Here is a 24,107-nt window from a genome sequence, read left to right as displayed (position 1 = left end):
TTCGTGTTGTTGCCATCAAGCTTATTGCCCGGCTTCCTCGGCCAGCTGAAGGAAGCGCGCGGCGAGGTCGGGTCCGCCCAGGGGGTCCCGGGAGACCAGCAGGACGGTGTCGTCACCGGCGATGGTGCCCAGGATGGACGGCATCACCGAATGGTCGATTGCGAGGGCCAGGAAGTTCGCCGCGCCGGGCGGGGTACGCAGGACGGCGATGTTGGCCGAGGCTTCCGCCGTGACCAGCAGTTCGCTGCAGAGCCGGGCCAGCCGGGCGTCCAGGATTTCCTGGCTCACCCCGCTTTTGGCGGCCCGTTCCCCGCCTTCACCCGGGACGGCGTAAACCAGCACGCCTTCCTGGCCGCGGACCCGGACGGCACCGAGTTCCACCAGGTCCCGGGACAGGGTGGCCTGGGTGACCTGGACGCCGTCGTCCGCCAGCAGCGCCGCAAGCTCCGCCTGGGAGCGCACGGACTGGCCCGTGAGCAGGGCCGTGATCCGGGCCTGGCGGGCCGTTTTGGTGGCCGGGCTGGAGGCGGGCCCGGCTGACGGGACGGTCACTGGCTGCCAGCCGCCACGGGCTCAAGGCCAGCCACCACTGCCAGGCCGGACCGGTGCAGCAGCCAGGCCATCAGGGCCTTCTGGGCGTGCAGCCGGTTCTCGGCCTCGTCCCAGACGATGGACTGCGGACCGTCGATGACGCCGGCGGAGATCTCGTAGCCGCGATAAGCGGGAAGGCAATGCAGCACCACGGCGTCGTCCGCGGCGAGGGACATGGCCGCCTCGTCCACGGAGTACTTCCGGAACAGCTGCATCCTGGCTTCCTTTTCCGCTTCCTGGCCCATGGAGACCCAGGTGTCGGTGGCCACCACGTCCGCGCCGGTGAGGGCTTCGGTGGCATCGGTGGTGACCAGGACGGAGCCGCCTGTCAGGGCAGCCCGCTCCTCTGCGGCGGCCACGATCTCCGCGGTGGGAAGGTAGCCTTCGGGACCGGCGATCCGGACGTGCATGCCGGCGGTGACCCCGGCCAGCAGGTAGGAGTTGGCCATGTTGTTGGCGGAATCGCCGAGGTAGGCCATGGTGAGGCCCTGCAGCGGGCCCTTGTGCTCCTTGACGGTCAGCAGGTCCGCCAGGAGCTGGCACGGGTGGTAGTCATCGCACAGGGCGTTGATAACGGGCACCTTCGAGTTTTCCGCCATGGCCACGAGTCCGGCGTGCGCCCCGGTCCGCCACACGATGGTGGAGACCATACGCTCCAGGACCTTGGCGGTGTCCGCCACGGATTCCTTGTGCCCGATCTGTGCCTCGCCGGGGTTGATGATCAGGGCGTTGCCGCCCATGTCGGCGATGCCGGTGGCGAACGAGACCCGGGTGCGGGTGGAGGTCTTGTCGAAGATCACCGCTACCGTTTTGCGGCCGTTGCCTTCCGCGGCGAACGGCTGGACGCTGTACGGCGCGGCTTTCATGCGGACTGCAAGGTCCAGGACCTCCGCCTGCTCAGCCGGGCTGAGGTCGGTGTCCTTGAGGAAGTGCCGGGTTGGGGTTGCTGTCACTGGGCGTCCTTAGCAGTCTGGAGGATGGCCGGGAAGGCGGCGAGGAAGGTCTCTGCCTGGGCGGTGGTCAGGACCAGCGGGGGTGCCAGGCGGATGGTGTGCGGGCCGGGGGCGTTAACGATGAACCCCGCGTCCAGGCCGGCCTGGACCACTGCCGGTGCCACGTCGGCGTCGAGGTCGACGCCGATCAGCAGTCCCCTGCCGCGTACGCCGGTCACGCCGGGAACGGCGGCCAGGCCGGCGCGCAGGTGTTCCCCCACGGTGTTGACGTTGGCCAGGACGTGCTGGTTTTCGATGGCGTGCAGTGTTGCCAGGGCAGCGGCCGTTGCCACCGGGTTGCCGCCGAAGGTGGTGCCGTGCTGGCCGGCGGACAGCAGGGCGGACGGCTTCTCCCCCATGGTCAGCAGCGCGCCGATGGGGAACCCACCGCCCAGGCCCTTGGCCAGGGTGATGGCGTCCGGAACGATTCCGGCGTCCTCGCTGGCCAGCCATGTGCCGGTCCGGCCTACACCGGTCTGGACCTCGTCGAGGATCAGCAGCGCGCCGGCGTCAGTGGTGAGCCGGCGGGCGGCCTGCAGGTATTCGGCGCTGAGCGGCCGGACTCCGGCTTCACCCTGGATGGGTTCCAGGAACACGGCCGCAGTGGAATGGTCGACGGCGGCACGCAGGGCTTCGAGGTCGCCGAAGGGGATGTGCACCACGCCGCCGGGCAGCGGTTCGAAGGGTGCCCGGTACGCTTCCTTGGCTGTGAGGGCCAGGGCGCCCATGGTGCGGCCGTGGAAGGCGCCGTCCAGCGCAACGACCTTGGTCCGTGGTGCGTCCGCTGTGCCGGTGTTGCGGCGGGCCAGCTTGAAGGCGGCCTCCACGGCTTCGGTGCCGGAATTGGCGAAAAAGACCTTGGAGCCGGCCGGTGCCTTGGCCAGGGCCAGCAGCTTCTCGGCCAGCGCGATCTGGGTGGGGCTGGTGAAGAAGTTGGAGACGTGGCCCAGGGTGGCCAGCTGGCTGGCGATCACGGAGGTCACGAACGGGTGGGCGTGGCCCAGCGCGTTGACGGCGATGCCGCCCAGGAGGTCAAGGTATTCCTTGCCGTCGGCGTCCCAGACCAGGCAGCCGGCGCCACGCACCAGGACCCGTTGCGGGGTGCCGAAGACACCCATCAGGGAACTTGAGTAGCGGGACAGCCACTCGGCGCCGCTGCCCATTCCGGTCATCACGGATGCTTTGGCGTCAGGCCCGGCGGGACCCACGTCAACAGTGTCGTTCATGCGCTCACTTCCTGGTCGGGAACCACCTGGGTGCCGATGCCGGCGGTGGTGAAGGTTTCAAGGAGCATGGAGTGCGGCAGGCGGCCATCAACGATATGCGCCCGTTCCACCCCGCCGTCCACTGCCTTGAGGCAGGCTTCCATTTTGGGGATCATCCCCGACTCCAGCGTGGGCAGGAGGTCCCGGAGGTCCGAGGCCTTCAGCGAGGAGATGAGCGAGGACTTGTCCGGCCAGTTGGCGTACAGGCCCTCGACGTCGGTGAGGATGACCAGCTTGGAGGCGCCCAGGGCTTCGGCGAGGGCAGCCGCGGCGGTGTCGGCGTTGACGTTGAGCACCTGGCCGGTGGTCTGGACCCGGCTGTCGGCAGGATCGGCGCCGGCTTCGATTTCGGGGGCAACGGTGGAGATCACCGGGATGCGGCCGGCGGCGAGGATGTCGAGGATGCCTTCCGGGTTCACCCCCACTACTTCGCCCACCAGGCCCAGGTCCACGTCTTCGCCGTCAACCACGGTGCCGGTCCGGACGGCGCGGAGCAGGCCGCCGTCTTCCCCGGACATGCCCACCGCGTACGGGCCGTGGGAGTTGATGAGTCCCACCAGCTCCCGGCCCACCTGGCCGGTCAGGACCATGCGGACCACGTCCATGGCCTCCGGGGTGGTGACGCGGAGTCCGCCCTTGAACTCGGATTCGATGCCCAGGCGCGCCAGCATGGAGTTGATTTGCGGGCCGCCGCCGTGGACCACCACGGGGTGGATGCCCACGTGGTGCAGGAACACCACGTCCTCGGCGAAGGCACGCCGGAGCTCGTCGTTGACCATGGCGTTGCCGCCGTACTTGATCACCATGGTGGTCCCGGCGAAACGCTGGATCCAGGGCAGGGCTTCAATCAGCGTGCCGGCTTTGCTTTGCGCGTCCAGCATCGAGGTGTTTTCGCGGGTTTCGGTGTTCATGCGTGCCTCCGGGCGTGGGTCAGCTTGAGTAGGCGCTGTTTTCGTGCACGTAGTCGTGGGTGAGGTCGTTGGTCCAGACCGTGGCTTCGGCCGTGCCGGCCTGCAGGTCGATCTCCACCAGGACCTCGCGGGGCTCCAGGTCCACCAGCGCGCGGTCATCGCCAATGCTGCCGTTGCGGCAGATCCGGATGCCGTTCATGCTGACGTTCAGGGCGTCCGGGTCGAAGACGGCGTCGGTGGTTCCCACAGCGGAGAGCACCCGGCCCCAGTTGGGGTCCTTGCCGAAGATGGCGGCTTTGAACAGGTTGGACCGTGCCACGGAGCGGCTGACGGTTTCGGCGTCCGCTTCGCTGGCGGCGTTGTAGGTGCGGATGGCGATATCGTGGCTGGCGCCCTCGGCGTCACCGATCAGCTTGCGGGCCAGCTCGGCGCAGACCTGGGTGAGTCCGGCTGCGAAGGCCTCCGCGTCCGGCACCGCACCGGAGGCGCCGGAAGCCAGCAGGACCACGGTGTCATTGGTGGACATGCAGCCGTCAGAGTCTGCCCGGTCAAAGGTGACACGGGTGGCGTCGCGGAGGACGGTGTCCAGCATGTCCGCGTCCACAGCGGCGTCGGTGGTGAGCACCACCAGCATCGTGGCCAGGCCGGGCGCCAGCATGCCGGCGCCCTTGGCGATGCCGCCGATGCTGAACTCCTGCCCGTCCGCGTCGCTGCCGATGAAGAGGGCGGACTTCGGGACCGAGTCCGTGGTCATGATGGCGGTCCCGGCGTCCGGGCCGCCGTCGGGGCTCAGCGCAGCGGCTGCGGCCTCGACACCGGGCAGGATCTTGTCCATGGGGAGTTGCTCGCCGATCAGGCCGGTGGAGCAGACAAACACGTCGGTGGCGGAAATGCCCAGCACGTCCGCAACCTTTTCGGCGGTGCTGTGGGTGTTCTGGAAGCCGGTGGGCCCGGTGCAGGCATTGGCTCCGCCGGAGTTCAGGACCACGGCGTCCACCCGGCCGTCGGAGACAACCTGCCGGGACCAGTGCACGGGAGCGGCCGCAACGCGGTTGCTGGTGAACACGGCGGCAGCGGCCTTGGAAGGGCCGTCGTTGACCACCAGGGCGAGGTCCGGGTTTCCTGATGCCTTGAGTCCGGCGGTGACGCCGGCGGCGCGGAATCCCTGGGGTGCGGTGATGGTCACGGTGCTACTCCCTGCAGGTTGAGGCCGGCCGTTTCCGGCAGGCCAAGTGCGATGTTCATGGATTGGACGGCACCGCCGGCGGTGCCTTTGGTGAGGTTGTCGATCACGCACGTGATGATCACCCGGTTGGCGTGGGCATCAAAAGCGAGCTGCATGGCCACGTGGTTGGAGCCAACCACCGATTTAGTGGCCGGCCATTGGCCCTCGGGAAGCAGGTGGACGAAGGGCTCATCGTCATAGGCATCCGCCCAGGCCTGGCGCAGCTGGTCGGCGCTGACACCGGGCTTGACCTTAGCCGTGGCGGTGGTGAGGATCCCCCGGCTCATGGGTGCCAGGGTGGGCGTGAAGGAAACGGTCACGGGGCTGCCCGCAGCGAGGCCCAGGCCCTGTTCGATTTCGGGGGTGTGCCGGTGCCCGCCGCCCACGCCGTAGGGGCTCATGGAGCCCATCACTTCGGAGCCGATCAGGTTGACCTTGGCGGCTTTCCCGGCACCCGAGGTTCCGGAGGCGGAAACGATCACAACGTCATCGTGCTCCAGCAGGTGCGCCGCGAAGCCCGGCGTCAACGCCAGGAGCGCGGAGGTGGGGTAGCAGCCGGGCACGGCAATCCGTTTGGCCCCCTTGAGGGCCTCGCGCTGGCCCGGCAGTTCGGGGAGCCCGTAAGGCCAGGTTCCGGCGTGCGGTGAGCCGTAGAACTTTTCCCACACGGCAGGATCGGCGAGGCGGTGGTCGGCGCCGGCGTCGATCACCACCGTGCCCTCCGGCAGCTGCGCGGCAATCTCCGCGGAGGCGCCATGTGGCAGGGCGAGGAACACCACGTCGTGGCCGGAGAGGTTAGCGACGGTGGTGTCCTCGAGGATGCGGCTGGCCAGCCCGTGCAGGTGCGGCTGCAGCTCACCGAGGCGGGAGCCGGCGTTGCTGTGGGCGGTGATGGCGCCGATGGTGACGCCGGGGTGGCCGGCGAGCAGGCGCAGGACCTCTCCCCCGGCATAACCGCTGGCTCCGGACACTGCAACAGAAATAGTCATGGCATCGACTATACAGCAATAGTTATGCAATACACCCGATATTTATGCACCGCCGCCGGAGGGCGGCCCCTTGCCCCGCCGATGGGGGCAGAACCTAGGATGGAAGCGGCAGCCGGGCCGGAAACGCCGGTCCCGGGGAAAGAGAGCTATGACGCACGCAATCGTCGCACGGCAGGCCGGCGGACCGGAAGTACTCCAGTACCAGGACATTGAGCGGCCCACGCCGGGTCCCGGGCAGCTGCTCATCAAAGTGGGGGCTGCAGGGGTCAACTTCATCGACACCTACAAGCGCAGCGGCGCCTACCAGGTTCCCTATCCCTTCACGCCCGGTTCCGAAGCAGCAGGCACCGTGGAATCTGTGGGCGCCGGAGTCAAGGACTTTACCGCCGGAGACCGGATCGCCACCGCGGAGGGCATCGCGTGCTACGCCGGTTACGCCCTGGTTCCCGAAGAAGCGGCACTGCCCGTTCCCGACGGTGTGGATGACCTGACGGCCGCCGCCCTGCCGCTGCAGGGCATCACCGCCCACTACCTGATGAACTCGACGTTCAAGGTGGCCGCCGGCCACACGGTCCTGCTCCATGCCGGCGCGGGCGGGGTTGGCCTGCTGCTGATCCAGCTGCTCAAGGCCCGCGGCGCCAGGGTCATCACCACTGTCTCCAGCGACGCGAAGGCGGAACTGGCAGCCGGCGCCGGGGCTGACCAGGTGCTCCGGTACGACGGATTCGCGGACAAAGTCCGGGACATCACCGGGGGCACCGGCGCGGACGTGGTGTACGACGGCGTGGGCAAGGATACGTTCGATGGCTCACTGGCGGCGCTGCGCATCCGCGGCACCCTGGTCCTTTTTGGGGCCGCATCAGGGCCGGTGCCCGCGGTTGACCCGCAGCGCCTTAACGCCGGCGGCTCCCTGTTCCTGACCCGGCCCACCATGGCGCACTACCTGCAGGACGCCGCCGAGCGGCGCTGGCGTTCGGGCGAGGTCTTCGCGGCAGCCGCCGACGGCAGCCTGAAAGTCCGGATCGGCGCACAGTACAGCCTCGCCGACGCGGCACAGGCACACCGCGACCTCGAGGGCCGCCGGACCACCGGCAAGGTCCTCCTGGTGCCCTAGGCACGTCCCGGGATGGAACAGCGGACACACAGACGTTCCGGGAGCGGGACCTAAACCGCCGTCACGGACACCTTCCGTTCATCTGGCGCAGGCACAATGCCCGGGTGACTTCGCAGCATGCCCCTTCGGGGAACATCCTTTCCGGCCCGGCAACCTCCGCCGCGGCGCCTTTGGCGCCACCGGAGGGGCCGGCTCCGGGGGTGCCCGGCCAGCCCGGACCCGCGGATGCTGCGCCCGGAACTTTGCCCGGCGGGGACCTGGTCCACGCCCCGCAGCTGCCCGGCCTCCCGGCAGCCCCGCCGGTCCGCACCCTGATCGACATCCTCCAGGACACGGCGGCCCGCTACCCCGACGCTTCCGCGCTAGACGACGGCCGGCAGTCCCTCAGTTACGCCCAGCTTCTGGTGGAAGTCCGGGCTGCGGCGCTGCAGCTGCACCAGGCGGGGGTGGGCGCCGGGGACCGGATCGGGGTGCGGATCCCCTCCGGCACCAACGAGCTTTACATCGCCATCCTCGCGGTGCTGCTGGTGGGCGCCGCCTACGTGCCCGTGGACGCTGACGATCCCGACGAACGGGCCCGCCTGGTGTTCGGTGAAGCCAAGGTGGCGGGGGTGCTGGGTACGGGCGGAGTCCTGTCCGGCACCGGACGCACCGGGCCTTTTGCCGGTGCGCGGCCGCCGGGCCCGGACGACGACGCCTGGATCATTTTTACGTCCGGCTCAACCGGTACGCCCAAGGGGGTGGCCGTCCAACACCGGTCGGCCGCCGCGTTTGTGGACGCCGAAGCCCGGATTTTCCTGACCGGGGAGCCGTTGGGGCCACAGGACCGGGTCCTGGCCGGGCTGTCGGTGGCCTTTGACGCTTCCTGCGAGGAGATGTGGCTGGCCTGGCGCCACGGTGCAGCCCTGGTGCCCGCCCCGCGGGCCCTGGTGCGCACCGGAATGGACCTTGGCCCGTGGCTGATCAGCCACGGCATCACGGCAGTCTCCACAGTCCCCACGCTGGCGGCGCTGTGGCCCGCGGAATCGCTGGAGAGCGTCCGGTTGCTGATTTTCGGCGGCGAAGCCTGCCCGCCGGAACTCGCCGAACGCCTGGCCGTGGATGGCCGCGAAGTCTGGAACACCTACGGCCCCACGGAAGCGACAGTGGTTGCCTGCGCTGCCCCGCTGGGCGGCCCCGGGCCGGTCCGGATCGGGCTGCCGCTGGACGGCTGGGACCTGGCAGTGGTGGACGCCGATGGGGTGCCCGTTGCCGAAGGGGAAGTCGGTGAGCTGATCATCGGCGGCGTAGGCCTGGCCCGCTACCTCGACCCCGCCAAGGACGCCGAGAAGTACGCCCCCATGCCCAGCCTCGGCTGGAAACGCGCCTACCGCTCCGGCGACCTGGTCAAGTACGAGCAGGCCGGCCTGATCTTCCAGGGCCGCGCGGACGAACAGGTCAAGCTGGGCGGCCGCAGGATCGAACTCGGCGAGATCGATGCCGCCCTCCAGTCGTTGCCGCACGTGGGCGGCGCCGCGGCGGCCGTCCGCACCACGGCGGCAGGGAACCAGATCCTGGTGGGATACCTGGCCCCCGCTTCCGGACAGGACATCGACCTGGCTGCAGCCCGTGCGCTGCTCGGCACCAGCCTGCCGGCGGCCCTGGTTCCCCTGCTGACCGTGGTCCCCTCGCTGCCCACCAAAACCAGCGGAAAGGTGGACCGCCACGCGCTGCCCTGGCCGCTGGCCGGCGCCGGTGCCGCGGCAGCCGATGCCGCCCCATTGAACCTGCCGGACGACGCCGCCTGGATCGTGGAGCAGTGGAGCGCCGTGCTGGGCAGCCCGGTCACGTCCCTCGACGCTGACTTCTTTGCTTACGGCGGCGGCTCGCTGTCCGCCGCGCAACTGGTCTCGGCCCTGCGCCGGCGCTACCCCACCATCACCGTTGCGGACATCTACGCCACGCCCCGCATCGGAGCACTGGTGGAAGTGGCCCGGCAGTCCAACCCGGGCGGTACGGCCGGGCCGGCCAGGGAACGGCCCGTCCGGCCCACGGCCCGGAAATCGCAGATCTTCCAGACCTTGATGGGCGTCCCGCTGCACATCCTGGTGGGCATGCGGTGGCTGACCTACGTGATGGCCGCCAACAACGTGCTCGCGGCGGTGGCAGGTTTCTCGGCAGCGCCCACCGTTTCCTGGTGGTGGGTGGCCGCCGCCTGGCTGCTCTTCGTCAGCCCGGCCGGCCGGATGCTGATGTCGGTGGCCGCAGCCCGGTTCCTGTTGCGCGGTGTCGGGCCGGGGACGTATCCACGCTCGGGCCGGGTTCATCTCCGGCTGTGGCTGGCCGAGCAGATCCAGGACCTTTCCGGCGCCATCAGCCTGGCCAGCGCGCCGTGGGTGCCCTACTACGCCAGGGCCCTTGGCGCGAAGATCGGCCGGGACGTCCAGCTCCATTCGCTGCCGCCGGTTACAGGTTTGCTGACGCTGGGACCGGGGGCCAACGTGGAACCGGAAGTGGACCTGTCCGGCTGGTGGATCGACGGCGACAGCGTCCATATCGGCGCCGTCCGGATCGGTGCAGGCGCCACGGTGGGAGCCCGGAGCACGCTGATGCCCGGCGCCTCGATCGGTGCCGGGGCGCAGGTGGAGGCCGGGTCCGCGGTGCTGGGGAAGGTCAAGGCCGGCCAGCTGGTGGCCGGCTCCCCCGCAGTGCGCCGCGGCAAAGCCCGGCACTCCTTCCCGGACGCCCCGGCGCAGGGCAGGTTCCTGGCCAGGCTGTGGTTTGCCGGGTTTGCCTCGGCCTCGGCGGCCCTGGCCCTGCTGCCCATCGTGGCGGCCGGTGCCGCACTCGCGGTGGCGTACCCGTTCATCCAGGGCAGCTCCTCGCTTTCTGCCGCGATTCCCGGCTTGGCCCTGGCGCTGGCACCGGCAGCGCTGGCCTGGTTCCTCACCAACGCCCTGCTGATCCTGGCCGCCACGAGGCTGCTGGGCATCGGGCTGGTCGAAGGCCACCACCGGGTGCGCAGCCGGGTTGGCTGGCAGGTGTGGGCCACCGAACGAGTCCTGGACCTGGCCCGGGACCTGCTGTTCCCCATCTACGCCAGCCTGTTCACCCCGGTGTGGCTGCGCCTCCTGGGCGCCAAAATCGGCAAAAACGTCGAAGCCTCCACTGTCCTGCTGATCCCCAAGATGACCACCGTGGGCGAAGGCGCGTTCCTGGCCGACGACACCATGGTGGCGTCCTACGAACTGGACGGCGGCTGGCTCCGTGTGGCCCCGGCCAAGATCGGCAAGCGCTCGTTCCTGGGCAACTCCGGCATGACGGCCGCGGGCCGGAACGTGCCCAAGAACTCGCTGGTGGCCGTCCTGTCCGCCACGCCGGCCAAGGCGAAGTCCGGCACCTCATGGCTGGGCAGCCCGCCCGTCCGGCTGCGGCGTACCGCGATTGCCTCCGACGACGCCCGCACCTTCCAGCCGCCGTTCCGGCTCAAAGTGGCCAGGACCCTCTGGGAACTGGGCCGGTTTGTTCCCGTGATGCTCACCGTAGGCATCGCCGTGGCAGTGATGCTCGCCTTCGATTGGCTGGCCGGTACCTTCAACTACGCCGTGGCCGCCCTGCTCAGCGGCGTGGTGATGATCCTGGCCGGGGCCGCGGCCGCCGCGGCTTCCGTGCTGGCCAAATGGATCCTGGTGGGCAGGATCCGGGCCGGCGAACATCCGCTGTGGAGTTCCTTCATCTGGCGGAACGAAGTGGTGGACACGTTCATCGAGATGGTCAGCGCCCCCTGGTTCGCCCGCGCAGCCACCGGCACCCCGGCCCTGGTCTGGTGGCTCCGGAGCCTCGGCGCCAGCATCGGCACCGGCACCTGGTGCGAGAGCTACTGGCTGCCGGAAGCGGACCTGGTAACCCTGGGCCGCAACGCAACAGTCAACCGCGGCTGCGTGGTCCAGACCCACCTTTTCCACGACCGGGTGATGAGCCTGGACGCTGTTACGCTCGAAGACGGTGCCACCATGGGACCGCACGGGGTCATCCTGCCACAGGCCAGCATCGGCGCCGGCGGTACCGTAGGCCCGGCATCCCTGGTGATGCGCGGCGAATCGGTGCCTGCCGCCACGTACTGGATGGGCAACCCGGTCAGTCCGTGGACCGGCCCCGCCGCCCCGCCTGCCTGACACAAACCTAAGGTCGTTCATGAGTCCCACAGCACCACCCGCCGGCAGCCCGATCGGCCTGCCGGGCGGCGGCGCGCCCGACCCCTACCTGCCCGGTGCAGGTACCAGCGCATACCGGGTGGAGCACTACGACCTGTTCCTCGACTACAAAGTGGCCAGCAACCGCCTCAGCGGCAGGGCGGTGCTGCGCGGCGTGGCCCAGGAACCGGCGTCGGCCATTGTCCTTGACCTGACCGGGCTGCGCGCCACCAAAGTCCAGCTGGACGGCCGGAAGGCAGCCCGCTTCAGCCAGCGCGCCGAGCAGCTGGTGGTCTCAACACCGGTACCCCTGGAACCCGGGCAGCCGTTCACGCTTGAAGTCCGGTACGAAGGCAATCCGGCGCCGCGCCGGGGCTTCTGGGGCGAGGTGGGCTGGGAGGAGCTTTCCGACGGGGTCCTGGTGGCCGGCCAGCCCAACGGCGCGCCGTCCTGGTTCCCCTGCAACGACCACCCGCGCGACAAGGCCAGCTACCGGTTCACTGTCACCACGGACGCGAACTACCGGGCCGTATGCAACGGCACCCTGCAGGGCCACACCACCCGATCCAGCCGCGAGACCTGGACCTATGACCAGGCCGAACCCATGGCCACGTATCTCGCCACCGTGCAGATCGGCCGGTACCAGCTGCTGGAGCTCGACGCCGGCCGCCACCCCGGCCAGGTCACCCAGCTGGTGGCCGTTCCCCCGGCCCTCGCCGGCCAGGCCCGCCTTGGCCTGGCCCACCAGCCGGCCATGATGCGCACGTTCATCAACTGCTTTGGGCCCTATCCCTTCCCTGCCTACACGGTGGTGGTCGCGGAGGACGTGTTGGAGATCCCGCTGGAGGCGCAGGGCATGTCCATCCTGGGCCCCAACCACCTTGAGCTGGACTGGGAGGCGCAGCGACTGGTCGCCCATGAGCTCTCCCACCAATGGTTCGGCAATTCGCTGACCGCCGCTTCCTGGCAGGACATCTGGCTGCATGAGGGCTTTGCCTGCTACGCCGAATGGATCTGGTCCGAGGAGGCCGGCGTGATGGGTGTGGCGGACCGGGCGGCTGCTGCCTGGCGCCGGCTCAACGCCGATGCCCAGGACCTGCTGGTGGGCGATCCCGGCCCGGAACACATGTTTGATGACCGGGTGTATAAGCGCGGCGCCCTGGCCCTGCACGCGGTCCGGGTGGCCTGCGGCGACCTGGCCTTTTTTGCGCTGCTGCAGGAATGGGCCACGGCGCACCGCCACGGATCGGTGGCCACCGCCGACTTCATCCTGGCCGTGGACCGGGCCACGGGGCTTGATTCGGAGGCGTTGCTCCACCCGTGGCTCTACGAGGAAGCCCTGCCGCCACTGCCCGGGAGCTGAGGGCTCAGGCCTGCTGTTCCAGTGCCGGGTCTCCAGCCAGCTCCGGCAGCGTCCCGTCGGAACGGGCGACGGCGGCCGCCAGGTGGGCGGGCAGCCCGCTCCGGGCGGGGGCCAAGTCAGCCAGGCCCGGCAGGGCGGTGACGTCCAGTCCGGCCGGGGACGTCCGCAGCCCCTCGCCGGTCATTTTCAACCAGGCTTCCTTGCGCGCCCAGAGCCGGGCCTGGGCGGCCAGCAACATGTCCCCGTGGAGCGGCGCCACCGCCCGCTGCTCGGCTGCCGTCAGGGCCACGCCGGCAAAGCCCGCAAAACCGGTCCGGGCCGGGTCCTCCACATCAACGCCGAGCAAAAAACCCGGCGGCGGATCCGTCACGGCGGCCAGCAGGGTCCAGCCCGCCGCCCGGGAAAGGCTGAGGACCAGGGGCGCCGGAACACCGGCCAGGGTGTAGCCGGGCCTGCCGTGGCCGGCGTCCGGGCCGCAGCGCGGGCAGCGATAGCTGGCGGTGAGGTCGCCGGCCGGCACTCCCAGGAGCTCCGCCGCGAACCGGCGCTGGGCCAGCCGGCCGGCCACGAACACAGCCCGCACCGCCGGTGCCATGGCCGCGGCGCGGGCCAGCTCTGACGTGTCCAGCTCCGCGCCGGCTGTTGGGGCCTGCGGCGGCAGCAAAAAGGGCGGGATGGCACGCACCACAAACCTCGAGGCCATGCATCCCGCCCTTCCAGGACTTCCCGCCGCAGCGGCTCCTAGCGCTGGACGGCGCCGAACCGCTCGCCGGCCAGCGCCACGGCACTTTCGCGGGCTGCCGAGGCCTCATCCGCCGTCAGTGTCCTGTCGGCGGCCCGGAACCGGAGCCCGAAGGCCAGCGACTTCCGGCCGTCCTCGATGCCCTTGCCGGCGTAGACGTCAAAGAGTGCCACGTCCTCCAGGAGTTCGCCGGCGCCTTCGCGGAGCGCAGCGAGGACACTGTCAGCCGGCACGTCGGCAGGCACCACGAGTGCCACGTCCTGGGTGGCCACGGGGAACGCGGAGATGTGGCGGGCCACAATCACGTCCGGCGCGGCTTGGAACAGGGCGTCCGCGTTCAGTTCCAGCGCCACGGAGCGGGCCGGCATGTCCGCTGCGGCCAGGAGCTTGGGGTGCAGTTCGCCGGCGTAGCCCACCGGTTGCCCGGAACGCAGCGACAGCAGCGCCGCCCGGCCCGGGTGGAAGGCCTGGTGGCTGCCCTGGCTCGCCACCAGGTCAACGCCCAGGACGTCGCCGGCCAGCCGGGCGATGTCCAGTGCGTCGGCCCAGTCCCAGGCGCGCGGCGTGTGGGCCGCGGCTGCCGGTGAGTCGTGTCCGGTGAATACGGCGGCGACGTGGAACGGCTGGTCCGGGACGCCGTCGTACAGTCCATCAAGCACCTCGTCCGAAGGCTTGGCGCCCAACGGCGGGATCTCCGCGGTGCCCACGGTACCGGACGGCAGGAACACCAGGCCGCTTTCGAAGACGGCGAGGTCGCGGAAGCCGCGGGAGTGGTTGCGCTTGGCCACCTCGATCAGGCCCGGCAGGATGGAGGTCCGCAGGAAGCCCTGCTCCTCGCTGATGGGGTTGGCCAGCTTGACGGCGCTGCGGACAGCGCCGGCCTCGGCGACGCCGAACGTGTCGTTCGCTGCCTTGGTGACAAACGGGTAGGACAGGACCTCGGTGAGGCCGGCGTCCGCCAGGGCCTGGATGAGGCGCCGGCGCTGCTGCTGCAGCCGGGTCAGGCCGCGGCCGGGTGGCGCCACGGGCAAGGTGGCAGGGATCTTGTCGTACCCCACCAGCCGGGCGATTTCCTCGGTCAGGTCTTCCTTGGTTTCCAGGTCGCTCCGCCAGCTGGGCGCCGTGACGGTCCAGCCGGCGTCGGACGCTTCAACGGTGGCGCCGAGGTCCACCAGGGAGGTGGTGATCTGCTCCGCGGTGAAGTCGATGCCGATCCGCTGCGCGGCGAAGCCTGCCGGCAGGGTGATGGTGACGGCGCCGGGCGCGGTCCCAACATCCGTCCCGGTTGCGTCGGCGGTGCCGCCGGCGAGGTCAACCAGCAGGTCAACCACACGCTGGGCTGCAACATCCGCCACGTGCCAGTCCACGCCACGCTCGAAGCGCTTGGACGCCTCGGACGGCAGCTTGTGGCGGCGCCGGGAGCGGCCGATTGACACCTCGTCGAAGTGGGCGGCCTCCACCAGGATGGTCGACGTCGAATCGCCCACCTCGGTCGCGGCGCCGCCCATCACACCGGCAATGCCGATCGGGCCGGAACCGTCGGTGATCAGGAGGTCCCCGGCGTCGAGCGCCCGGTCCTTCCCGTCAAGGGTGGTGAGCCTCTCGCCCGCGGCGGCGCGGCGCACCACAATGCCGCCGGACAATTTGTCCTTGTCGTAGCAGTGCGTGGGCTGGCCCAGTTCAAGCATCACGTAGTTGGAGATGTCCACGGGAAGGGAAATGGAACGGATGCCGGCCAGCCGCAGCCGGGACGTCATCCACGGCGGCGTGGGCCTGGTGGCGTCAACGCCTGAGACGGTGCGGGCCACAAACCTGTCGCAGCCCGGCTTGCCGTAGATGGGGGCGGCGTCGTCAAGTGTCACGGCGTAGCCGCCGGTGAGGCCCTGGGGCGCCTGCACGTTGGCGGCGGGGTCCGTGAATGGTGTGCCGGTGGCGTGGGCATACTCGCGGGCCACACCGCGGATGGAGAACGCGTAGCCGCGGTCAGGGGTGACGTTGATTTCGGCTGCCTGGTCGTAGAGGCCCAGCAGTTCCATGGCGTCGGTGCCGATTTCCGGGTCCAGGCCGATCCGGGACAGCACCAGGATGCCGTCGTGGTCATCGCCGATCCCCAGTTCACGGACGGAGGCGATCATGCCGGCGGAAAGGTGGCCGTAGGTTTTCCGCGCCGAGATGCGGAAGTCGCCGGGCAGGACGGCGCCGGGCAGTGTGACCACCACTTTGTCCCCTGCCACGAAGTTGTGCGCGCCGCAGATGATGCCCTGCACACCGGAGGGGTCGATGCCGTCGCCGGTGAGGGTCTGCTCCTGGCCTTCGGGGACAACGCGGACCTGGCACCAGTTGATGGTTTTGCCGTTGGTCTGGGGTTCCTTGACGATGCTCAGGACCTGGCCCACCACAATGGGACCCTGCAGGGTGTCGGTGGGACGGTGCACGTCCTCCTCTTCGAAACCGACCTTGACCAGTTCCGCCATCACATCTTCGGCCGTTGCTCCGGCCGGTACTGCCGCGAATTCACGCAGCCAGGAAATTGGGATACGCATGCTTAGATCTCCATCCCGAAGTGCTCGCTGAAACGTACATCGCCTTCGATCATGTCGCGCATGTCGCCCACCTCGTTGCGGAACATCAGGGCGCGTTCGATCCCCATGCCGAAGGCAAAACCTGAGTACACGTCCGGGTCGATGCCGGCGGCGCGCAGGACGTTGGGGTTGATCATGCCGCAGCCACCCCACTCGATCCAGCGCGGACCACCCTTGGCGCCGGGGTGCCAGATGTCCAGTTCGGCGGACGGCTCGGTGAACGGGAAATAGTTGGGCCGCAGCCGGACGGAGGCCTCATCGCCGAACATCTGCCGGGTGAAGTGCTCCAGGGTGCCCAGGAGGTCGGCCATGCTCAGGTTTTTGTCGATGGCCAGGCCCTCGAACTGGTGGAACACCGGGGTGTGGGTGGCATCGAGTTCATCGGTGCGGAACACCTTGCCGGGGCACAGCACATAGATGGGGACTTCGCGTTCCAGCATGGAGCGCACCTGCACCGGGGAGGTGTGGGTGCGCATCACCAGGTGCGCCTCGGGCGGCTCCACAAAGAAGGTGTCCTGCATTTCGCGGGCCGGGTGGTCCGGCTTGAAGTTCAGGGCGTCGAAGTTGAACCATTCCGATTCAACCTCGGGGCCTTCGGCGATTTCCCAGCCCATGCCCACAAAGATGTCCGCAACGCGGTCCTGCAGCGTTGAGAGGGGGTGCCGGGCGCCGGCACGACGACGGCGGGGCGCGGCGGTGACGTCAACGGTTTCTTCCAGCAGGATCCGGGCGTCGTTTTCGGCTTCCAGCTCGGCTGTCCGGTCCGCGAGCGCTTTGTTGACCTTGCCGCGGGAAGACCCCATCAGCTTGCCGGCGATGGCTTTCTGGTCTTTGGGAAGGGCTCCGATTTCGCGGTTGGCGAGGCTCAGGGGCGACTTTTCGCCCGTGTGCGCCAGCCGCACCGCCTTCAGCCCATCGAGGGTGCCAGCACCGGCAATGGCGGTGATGGCCTGGTCTACAGCGGCGTTGATGGCGGCTTCATCCGTGGGGTTCGGGATGGCGGCGCCCGGCAAAGTTTCAGTCATCTACTGTTCTTAGCTACGAGTTGCGGCTGCCGGCGGCGGGGCAGCCGGCGCGGTTTCCCGGCGGCGCGTCCCGTCACTGGCAGGTCATGGACGGACGCCCCCGGTTTCAGGGCTTCCAATGACCAGGTTCAGGGCACACCGGAAAAAACCGGTGGGCCTTTTTCTCCAGTCTAATTGAACGCTCCGGCTACCATGGCCTCATGACATTACGGCAGGGTCCGGGACCCCGCCCGCCCCTCACGGCAGGACAGCGGCTGCGGCAGGCCGCCAATGTGGTCAACGGCAGCACCCTGGCCGGCGTTGTGGTGGCACTGGCCGCCAGGACCCGGCTCAGCGCCGGCCCGCGGGGCCTGATCCTGGCCGAAGGGTATGCGTGGCGGCTACCGGTTGCCGGTGCTTTCACGCTGGGCAACGTGGTCCTGTGCCGCGGGAGCACAGCAGGAATGCTGGCCCGGCCAGCGCTGCTGGGCCATGAGGAGCGCCACTGCACGCAGTATGCCTGGTGCCTGGGCCTGCCCTTCATCCCGTTGTACCTGTTGGCTGCCGGCTGGTCCGTGGCGCGCACCGGAAACCCCGGAACGGGCAACGTCTTTGAGCGCAACGCCGGGCTGGCCGCCGGCGGCTACCCCGTGCACACGCCACCCCGGAAGGCCGTTGCTGGTGCGGTCCGACGGCTTTTTGGCTTCTTCCCACCCCCGCCACCACGTGTTCAAAGGAGAACCGTATGAGTAGCAACCAGCTGTTCGAAACATCCGGACCCATGCCAGGGACCGTGACCGTCACGGGCACGGGCTGGGCCGATGCCGCGCCGGACCTGATGGTGGTCGCCATTGGCGTGGAGAGCCGCGCTCCGTCCGTGGACGAGGCCTATACCGCCGCCGGCCGGGCCCTGTCCGCTGTGGCCGCCACCTTCAAAGGCAACGGCGTGGCCCCAGCCGATATCCGGACCACGGGGCTCGGCGTCCGTGCTGACCTGGTCTGGCGCGATGGCGAGGGCCAGCGGGTGGCAGGCTACATTGCCACCAGCTCGCTGTCAGTCCAGCTCCGGGACATGGAGTCCGCGTCGGCAACGGTCTCGGCCGCAGCAGCAGCCGGCGGCAACGACGTGCGCCTGCACAACCTCCAGTTGGCCATCCTGGACGACGCAGCGGTGCGTGCCGGTGCCCGCGACGCTGCCTGGCGCAACGCCCAGGCCGCAGCATCCCAGTTCGCAGCCCTCGCTTCCGCCCGGCTGGGCAGGGTGGTGTCCGTGGCGGAGCGGGGCCCTGAAGCGGGGCCGGTGCCCGTGGCGGGCCTGCAGCGGGCGGCTGCGGTGGAGAGCGTCGCCATTGAGGCGGGCGAGGACAGGGTGGAGGCCGCCGTCACCGTGGTCTGGGAACTCGTCCCGGAATCCTAGGGCTCCACCGCGGCGCCTCCTTGACAATCATTCGAACATACCTTCGAATGGAAGCCATGAGATGGGATGCGCAAGCACTGGTACCGGCACCGGACCCCGGCACGGCGGGAGCAGCTCCGGCGCTCCTGCCCCTGGCGGGCCTGGTCCGCTCCGTCACCACTCCGGAGTTCGCCGGCATCACGTTCCATGAGGTCACCGCCAAATCGGTGCTCAACAAGGTGCCGGCGGGATCCCGGATGCCGTTCGAGTGGACGGTCAATCCCTACCGCGGCTGCAGCCACGCCTGTGTGTACTGCTTCGCCCGGAAAAGCCACACCTACCTGGATTTCGACGCGGGCCTGGACTTCGACAGCCAGGTGGTGGTCAAAGTCAACGCCGCCGAGGTGCTCCGCAGCGAACTGTCCAAGCCGTCGTGGAAGGGCCACCAGGTGGCCCTGGGAACCAATACCGACCCCTACCAGCGCGCCGAAGGCCGGTACAAGCTGATGCCGGGGATCATCGCCGCCCTGGCAGAGACCGGCACGCCGTTCTCCATCCTGACCAAAGGCACCCTGCTGGGCCGGGACATTCCGTTGCTTAAAAGCGCTGCCTCGCAGGTTCCGGTGGGCCTGGGCATCTCGCTGGCGATGACGGACGAAGAGCTGTCCGAAGCCATTGAACCCGGCACCCCGGGGCCGCGCGCCAGGCTGAAACTGGTCTCCCGGCTGCGGGAAGCCGGCCTGCCCTGCGGCGTGATGGCCATGCCCATCCTGCCCTGGCTCTCCGACAGCGACGAGGCCCTGGATTCACTGTTCTCGGCGCTGGCAGCTGCGGGCGCCACGGGGGTCTCCGCCGGCGCCCTGTACCTGAAGCCCGGCACCCGCGAATGGTTTATGCAATGGCTCGCCGCCAGGCACCCGGAGCTTGCCGGCAAGTACCGGCGGCTGTACGGCACGGGGTCCTACGCTTCCAAGGAATACCGCACCTGGCTGGCGGCCAAGGTCCGGTACTTCAAGGCGCGGCACGGCTTCACGGGCACGTCCGGCTTCAGCCATGATGACGTGGACGATCCCCGCGGCGAGGAGGCACAGTACCCGGCCGGCAGCATCCCGGAACCCGGGGCGGCCAACCACCGCCGTGCTGGGCAGCATGCCCTGGCCTCGGGTCCGAGCGCCGGGCCGGCGGGGCAGGACGCCCTCTTCTAGGCCTGCCGCATCCTATCTGCCGGGTCCAGTCCTGCCGGATCCAGTCCTGCCGGGTCCAGTCCTGCCGGGTCCAAGCCTGCCGGGTCTAAGCCTGCCGCGCAGCTTCGCCGGCAACACCCAGCTCTGCGAGCAGGGCCCTGACGATCGGAAAGTCCGCCGGAATCCACGGCAGGGCCAGGATCGCTTCCGGATCCGCCAGCGGCAGCCAGCGCAGCTCGTTGTGGTCCTCCAGAGGCTCCGGCTCACCCGTGACGATCTCCGCCAGCCACACCCGCATGCTGGCCTTTGCGTTCAGGGGCCAGCCCGTGGCCTCCGGTGCCGGCAGCTCAGCGCCCAACCGGGCTGCTATTCCAAGTTCCTCGGCAAGCTCCCGCACCAGTGCATCGTCGGGGCTTTCGCCGGGCTCAACCTTGCCGCCGGGGAACTCCCACAACCCTGCAAGCTGCTCCGGTGCGCTTCGGCGCGCCACGAGCAAACGGGCCGGTTCGGCCAGGCTGTCCACCAGGGCTCCGCCCACTACCTGTATCAGTCCAGTCACCGCCCCATTCTATGAGGGACAATGGAAGGACCGGGCAGCGCGCCGCACGGGCGGGAATACCGCAGCCGGCACCGCGGTTTCCGCAAAAGGCCCACCCCCGTACCACCGCCCCACTGCCGTGGCATGTCCCACCATCAAGCACCACGTTCGAGAAGCAGGCACATGAGCAGCGACCTCCGCACGTCCACGGCGTCCCCGGCCACCTCCTCCTTCCTTGCCATGGCCATCATCGCCCTGGCCATGGGCGGGGTGGGGATCGGGGTCACGGAATTCACCATGATGGGGCTGCTCAAGGAGGTGGAGCAAGGCCTGGGGATTTCCACCCCGGAGGCCGGCCACCTGATTTCCGCCTATGCCCTGGGCGTGGTGGTGGGCGCGCCGCTGCTGGCGGCGGTGGGAGCCAAGCTGCCGCGCAAGCAGCTGGCACTGGGCCTGATGCTCTTCTTCACGCTGGCCAACCTCACGTCCTACCTGGCCCCCGACTACGGCACCATGCTGCTGTCCCGGTTTGCCGCCGGCCTTCCGCACGGCGCGTTCTTCGGTGTCGCCGCCGTCATCGCCGCATCCCTGGTGCCCGCGTCCCGGCGCGGCTGGGCCATTTCCATGGTGATGGCCGGCCTCAGCATCTCCAACGTGGTGGGTGTCCCCTTCGCCACCTGGCTGGGCCAAACCTACGGCTGGCGGTTGCTGTTCATCCTGGTGGGCGCCATCGGCCTGGTCACCATGGCCCTGATCTGGAAGTTCGTGCCATTCCAGGCGGCCCACCCGGACGCGAGCATCAGGCGTGAACTCGGCGCACTGAAACGAATCCAGGTGTGGCTGGCCATTGCCATCGGCATCGTGGGCTTCGGCGGGTTCTTCGCCACCTACACCTACATCGCCCACACCATGACAATGGTGGCCGGGATCCCGTCGTCGCTGATCCCGCTGGTGGTAGCCCTCTATGGGCTGGGCATGGTGGCCGGCAACGTGGTGGGCGGCCGGCTGGCCGACAAATCCGTGATGGGGACCATCTACAAGGTGCTGCCCGGCGTTGCCGTGGCACTGGTGGTCTACGCGGTGGCCGTGCACTGGCCCTGGTCCGCCTACGTCATGGTGTTTGTGGTGGGAGCCGCCGGGTCCATGCTGATCCCGGCCCTGCAGACCCGGCTGCTGGACGCGTCCCCGGACGCCCCCTCGCTGGCCTCGTCCCTGAACCACGCGGCCCTGAACGTGGCCAACGCCCTGGGTGCATTCCTGGGCGGCGTGGTCATCGCCCTCGGCTGGGGCTACGTCGCCCCGGCCCTGGTCGGTGCGGTGCTGGCCCTCCTGGGCTTCGGCGTCGCCATCCTCAGCGGCCTCCTGGAACGCAAAAAGCCGCTGACCGCCTGAGCCCGGGTTGGGCTCCCGGGATTATTCGCCGGTATCCGACCGGTTGAGGTCCGGTTCCAGGTAGATGACCCTGGCGATGGGCACTGCTGCCCGGATCCGCGCCTCGGTCCTGTCGATTTCCCGGGCGATCTGCCGGCCCGTCTCCGTGCTGTCCACGGCGATCTTGGCTGCCACCAGCAGTTCATCGGGTCCAAGGTGCAGGGTCTTGAGGTGGATGATGCGGCCGCCGTCGGCCTCGATGGCGGCCCTGATGCGCTCCAGGTCCTCTTTACCGGCGGACTCCCCCACCAGCAGGGACTTGGTCTCCATGGCCAGGACCACGGCGATGGCCACCAGCAGGAGACCAATCATGCCCGTGCCGGCGGCGTCCCACACCCCGTTCCCTGTCAGCAGGGTCAGGCCCACCCCCATCAGGGCGAAGGCCAGGCCTATAAGGGCGCCAAAGTCCTCGAGCAGGATGACGGGCAGTTCCGGCTGTTTTGCGCTCCGGATGAACTTCACCCAGGTCTGCTTGCCGCGGACGGTGTTGGATTCGCGGATCGCCGTCCGAAACGAAAGGGATTCCGCCACGATCGCGCCCACCAGCACGGCCAGTGGCACCCACCAGAAGCTGCCCTCGATGGGATGCGGTTCCAGGAATTTTTCGTAGGCCTCGTAGAGGGCAAACAGGCCACCGACGCTGAACAGCACAATGGCAACGATAAATGCGTAGATGTAGCGCTCCCGGCCGTAGCCGAACGGGTGCTCCGGGCTGGCAGCACGCCGGGACTTCTTTCCGCCCACCAGCAGCAGGAGCTGGTTGCCGGAGTCCGCCAGCGAGTGGATGGCTTCGGCCAGCATCGACGAGGACAGCGTCAGCAGGTACGCCACGAACTTGAGGACGGCGATGCCCAGGTTCGCGGCCAGGGCCGCCACGATCGCTTTGGTACCGCCATTGGCAGCCACGGTGGCTTCCACCTCTCCAGGATCAGGGATCCAGCACTTATTGCGGACCCAGCCTGGCTCCGCCCATGCATTACCGTACCCGGCCGGAACCTGGAGCGCACGGCAGTGCGGCCCGGCGGCGCCTTACCGGTCAGCTGGCTGTGCGGCTGGCTCCTGCTGGGAGCGGGCGCTGGCGTAGAGGCACACGGTGGCCGCCGTGCCAAGGTTCAGGCTTTCGGCAGCACCGTAAATGGGGACCGCCACCCGATGGTCGGCCAGCGCCAGTTCGTCTTCCGAGAGGCCCTGCGCCTCGTTGCCGAACAACCAGGCCGTGGGGGCCGCCAGGTCGTAGCCGGTCTCCGGCCCGTCACCGGTCAGCCTGCGCCGGGCACTGCCGTCCTGGAGCGTGTCCAGGTTCAGGGTGCCATAGCCGTCGGCGGCGAGGACCCCGATCCCCCTCTCCTTGCAGGCCGCCACCAGTTGCGCCACGTCTGCACCGAGGACCACCGGAAGGTGGAAAAGCGAGCCTGCCGTGGAGCGGACGGCTTTGGGATTGTAGATGTCCACGCTGGAACCGGTCAGCACCACGGCGTCCGCCCCGGCGGAGTCGGCGGCCCGCAGGACCGTCCCGGCGTTCCCCGGGTCCCGGACCTGGCACAGCACGGCAATCAGGCGGGGGCCGGCGTCGAGCACGTCAGTGAGGGACACATCCACAAAGCGGCAGACGGCCACAATTCCCTGTGGGTTGACGGTGTCCGCCATGGCTGCCAGGACGTCCTCGGTTGCCAGCCGCGCATCGGTGCCCTCCGCGAGCCCGTCAAACTCCGGGTAGCGGTCCAGGCAGGCCTCACTGGCAAACACTTCAGTCACGATGCCCGGCGCGTCTGCGGCCAGCCGCTGCTGGTGCAGCTTCAGGGCTTCCCGCACCGCCTGGGGGCCTTCCACCAGGAATTCGCCGCGCCTTAAACGGGCCGGGCGCCCTGCAAGTTTCGCCACGTCCCGGACCCGATCTGCTCGGGGGTTGGAAAGTGGAAAATCTTGCGGGCGCCCGGTTTCGTTCATATAAGAACTGTAATGGCTGCTGCCACCCGTTCCTGAACTGCCGTTTCCCGAAGGAACGCTTTGCTGCTACTCGGCTGCTGCAGCCTTCTTGGCGGCAGGCTTCTTCGCAGCGGGCTTCTTGGCAGCGGGCTTCTTGGCGGCCTTCGGCGCTGCGGCTTCAACCTGGACGGCCGGAGCGGACGTGTCGGCGGGCAGCGAGCCCTTGGCAACCTGGACCAGCGCGGCGAAAGCGTTGGCGTCAGAGACGGCCAGCTCGGCCAGCATGCGGCGGTCAACCTCAACCTCAGCGGCCTTCAGGCCCTGGATCAGTCGGTTGTAGGTGAGGCCGTTGGCGCGGGATGCAGCGTTGATGCGCTGGATCCACAGGCGGCGGAAGTCGCCCTTCTTCTTCTTTCGGTCGCCGTAGCTGTACACAAACGAGTGCAGCAGCTGCTCTTTGGCCTTGCGGTACAGGCGTGAACGCTGACCACGGTAACCCTTTGCGCGCTCAAGAATAACCCGACGCTTCTTGTGGGCGTTTACCGCCCTCTTCACACGTGCCACGTGCGTACTCCTTCGAAAATCTGATCCCAAGCATCTACTGCCGGTTTCCCGGCGGCCTGAGAAGGCTTTTTGGTAGCTGACCGGCTGCCGGTTGGCGGCCCGTCAAAGAACTTGGAAA

The 24,107-nt window shown here is 69.1% G+C and carries 20 protein-coding genes; 7 read left to right on the top strand and 13 right to left on the bottom strand.

Annotation, left to right across the window (positions count from 1 at the left end; genetic code table 11):
* Positions 1–21 precede the first annotated feature (21 nt).
* From ACRB8A_RS07115 to argC, 6 genes are read right to left on the bottom strand one after another with little or no spacing between them, the layout of a single operon-like run.
* Positions 22–552, bottom strand: coding sequence for an arginine repressor (locus ACRB8A_RS07115; protein ID WP_050685675.1), 531 nt, complete (start codon positions 550–552; stop codon positions 22–24).
* Complete coding sequence (gene argF, locus ACRB8A_RS07110; RefSeq protein WP_050685676.1) at positions 549–1,544, bottom strand: ornithine carbamoyltransferase; 996 nt, start codon at positions 1,542–1,544, stop codon at positions 549–551. Before argF ends, ACRB8A_RS07115 begins: the two co-directional genes overlap by 4 nt.
* Positions 1,541–2,755: an acetylornithine transaminase gene (locus tag ACRB8A_RS07105; RefSeq protein ID WP_432246025.1), complete on the bottom strand. Its 1,215-nt coding sequence runs from the start codon at positions 2,753–2,755 to the stop codon at positions 1,541–1,543. Before ACRB8A_RS07105 ends, argF begins: the two co-directional genes overlap by 4 nt.
* Positions 2,756–2,805: 50 nt before the next feature.
* Positions 2,806–3,759 carry an acetylglutamate kinase gene (gene argB, locus ACRB8A_RS07100; protein ID WP_050685678.1) on the bottom strand — a complete coding sequence of 318 codons (954 nt, stop codon included), beginning with the start codon at positions 3,757–3,759 and terminating at the stop codon, positions 2,806–2,808.
* Between the two features lie 19 nt (positions 3,760–3,778).
* Entirely contained in the window at positions 3,779–4,945 is a 1,167-nt protein-coding gene (gene argJ / locus ACRB8A_RS07095; RefSeq protein WP_050685679.1) for a bifunctional glutamate N-acetyltransferase/amino-acid acetyltransferase ArgJ, read from the bottom strand.
* The gene (gene argC, locus ACRB8A_RS07090) at positions 4,942–5,973 is read right to left on the bottom strand and encodes an N-acetyl-gamma-glutamyl-phosphate reductase (protein ID WP_285240798.1); all 1,032 of its coding nucleotides are present in this window, start codon (positions 5,971–5,973) and stop codon (positions 4,942–4,944) included. Before argC ends, argJ begins: the two co-directional genes overlap by 4 nt.
* Before the next feature lie 148 nt (positions 5,974–6,121).
* Here argC and ACRB8A_RS07085 point away from each other — a divergent pair, with 148 nt between their 5' ends.
* The 3 genes from ACRB8A_RS07085 to ACRB8A_RS07075 all read left to right on the top strand — a co-directional run bounded on the left by ACRB8A_RS07085 (position 6,122) and on the right by ACRB8A_RS07075 (position 12,622).
* A complete protein-coding gene (locus ACRB8A_RS07085) occupies positions 6,122–7,087 on the top strand; it encodes a quinone oxidoreductase family protein (protein ID WP_285240799.1) in 966 nt (321 codons plus the stop codon).
* Positions 7,088–7,344: 257 nt separating this feature from the next.
* Positions 7,345–11,241, top strand: coding sequence for a Pls/PosA family non-ribosomal peptide synthetase (locus ACRB8A_RS07080; protein ID WP_285240822.1), 3,897 nt, complete (start codon positions 7,345–7,347; stop codon positions 11,239–11,241).
* A gap of 19 nt (positions 11,242–11,260) precedes the next feature.
* Complete coding sequence (locus ACRB8A_RS07075; RefSeq protein ID WP_432245900.1) at positions 11,261–12,622, top strand: M1 family metallopeptidase; 1,362 nt, start codon at positions 11,261–11,263, stop codon at positions 12,620–12,622.
* Between the two features lie 4 nt (positions 12,623–12,626).
* Here ACRB8A_RS07075 and ACRB8A_RS07070 read toward each other — a convergent pair whose 3' ends face one another.
* Genes ACRB8A_RS07070 through pheS form a run of 3 tightly spaced genes read right to left on the bottom strand, consistent with a single transcriptional unit; the run spans position 12,627 to position 16,971 of the window.
* The gene (locus tag ACRB8A_RS07070) at positions 12,627–13,325 is read right to left on the bottom strand and encodes a 4'-phosphopantetheinyl transferase family protein (protein ID WP_432245899.1); all 699 of its coding nucleotides are present in this window, start codon (positions 13,323–13,325) and stop codon (positions 12,627–12,629) included.
* 38 nt (positions 13,326–13,363) lie between these two features.
* Positions 13,364–15,907 carry a phenylalanine--tRNA ligase subunit beta gene (gene pheT / locus ACRB8A_RS07065; RefSeq protein ID WP_432245898.1) on the bottom strand — a complete coding sequence of 848 codons (2,544 nt, stop codon included), beginning with the start codon at positions 15,905–15,907 and terminating at the stop codon, positions 13,364–13,366.
* 2 nt (positions 15,908–15,909) lie between these two features.
* Entirely contained in the window at positions 15,910–16,971 is a 1,062-nt protein-coding gene (gene pheS / locus ACRB8A_RS07060; protein ID WP_056595932.1) for a phenylalanine--tRNA ligase subunit alpha, read from the bottom strand.
* Between the two features lie 200 nt (positions 16,972–17,171).
* On the opposite strand from pheS, the gene ACRB8A_RS07055 reads away from it, so the two are divergent.
* From ACRB8A_RS07055 to ACRB8A_RS07045, 3 genes are read left to right on the top strand one after another with little or no spacing between them, the layout of a single operon-like run.
* Positions 17,172–17,699 carry a hypothetical protein gene (locus ACRB8A_RS07055; protein WP_285240800.1) on the top strand — a complete coding sequence of 176 codons (528 nt, stop codon included), beginning with the start codon at positions 17,172–17,174 and terminating at the stop codon, positions 17,697–17,699.
* The gene (locus ACRB8A_RS07050) at positions 17,696–18,367 is read left to right on the top strand and encodes an SIMPL domain-containing protein (RefSeq protein ID WP_231686065.1); all 672 of its coding nucleotides are present in this window, start codon (positions 17,696–17,698) and stop codon (positions 18,365–18,367) included. The genes ACRB8A_RS07055 and ACRB8A_RS07050 overlap by 4 nt, the downstream gene beginning before the upstream one ends.
* 56 nt (positions 18,368–18,423) lie before the next feature.
* Positions 18,424–19,551 (top strand): Rv2578c family radical SAM protein, encoded by a 1,128-nt coding sequence (locus tag ACRB8A_RS07045; protein WP_432246024.1) that lies wholly within the window; start codon positions 18,424–18,426, stop codon positions 19,549–19,551.
* A gap of 85 nt (positions 19,552–19,636) precedes the next feature.
* On the opposite strand, the gene ACRB8A_RS07040 is transcribed toward ACRB8A_RS07045, so the two are convergent.
* The gene (locus tag ACRB8A_RS07040) at positions 19,637–20,089 is read right to left on the bottom strand and encodes a (deoxy)nucleoside triphosphate pyrophosphohydrolase (protein WP_050685687.1); all 453 of its coding nucleotides are present in this window, start codon (positions 20,087–20,089) and stop codon (positions 19,637–19,639) included.
* Between the two features lie 162 nt (positions 20,090–20,251).
* Here ACRB8A_RS07040 and ACRB8A_RS07035 point away from each other — a divergent pair, with 162 nt between their 5' ends.
* Positions 20,252–21,460, top strand: a complete 1,209-nt coding sequence (locus ACRB8A_RS07035) for an MFS transporter (protein ID WP_285240803.1) — start codon at positions 20,252–20,254, stop codon at positions 21,458–21,460.
* A 21-nt stretch (positions 21,461–21,481) separates the two neighbouring features.
* On the opposite strand, the gene ACRB8A_RS07030 is transcribed toward ACRB8A_RS07035, so the two are convergent.
* From ACRB8A_RS07030 to rplT, 3 genes are all read right to left on the bottom strand, one after another.
* The gene (locus tag ACRB8A_RS07030) at positions 21,482–22,405 is read right to left on the bottom strand and encodes a cation diffusion facilitator family transporter (protein ID WP_050685709.1); all 924 of its coding nucleotides are present in this window, start codon (positions 22,403–22,405) and stop codon (positions 21,482–21,484) included.
* Between the two features lie 123 nt (positions 22,406–22,528).
* A complete protein-coding gene (locus tag ACRB8A_RS07025) occupies positions 22,529–23,446 on the bottom strand; it encodes a TrmH family RNA methyltransferase (RefSeq protein ID WP_432245897.1) in 918 nt (305 codons plus the stop codon).
* Positions 23,447–23,512: 66 nt separating this feature from the next.
* Positions 23,513–23,989, bottom strand: a complete 477-nt coding sequence (rplT, locus tag ACRB8A_RS07020) for a 50S ribosomal protein L20 (protein WP_432245896.1) — start codon at positions 23,987–23,989, stop codon at positions 23,513–23,515.
* Positions 23,990–24,107 lie beyond the last annotated feature (118 nt).

It is taken from the genome of Arthrobacter sp. G.S.26 (assembly GCF_050847375.1).
Lineage (GTDB): Bacteria > Actinomycetota > Actinomycetes > Actinomycetales > Micrococcaceae > Arthrobacter.
Note: the sequence above shows the minus strand (reverse complement) of the source record. Positions and strands in the feature narration are given on the sequence as shown.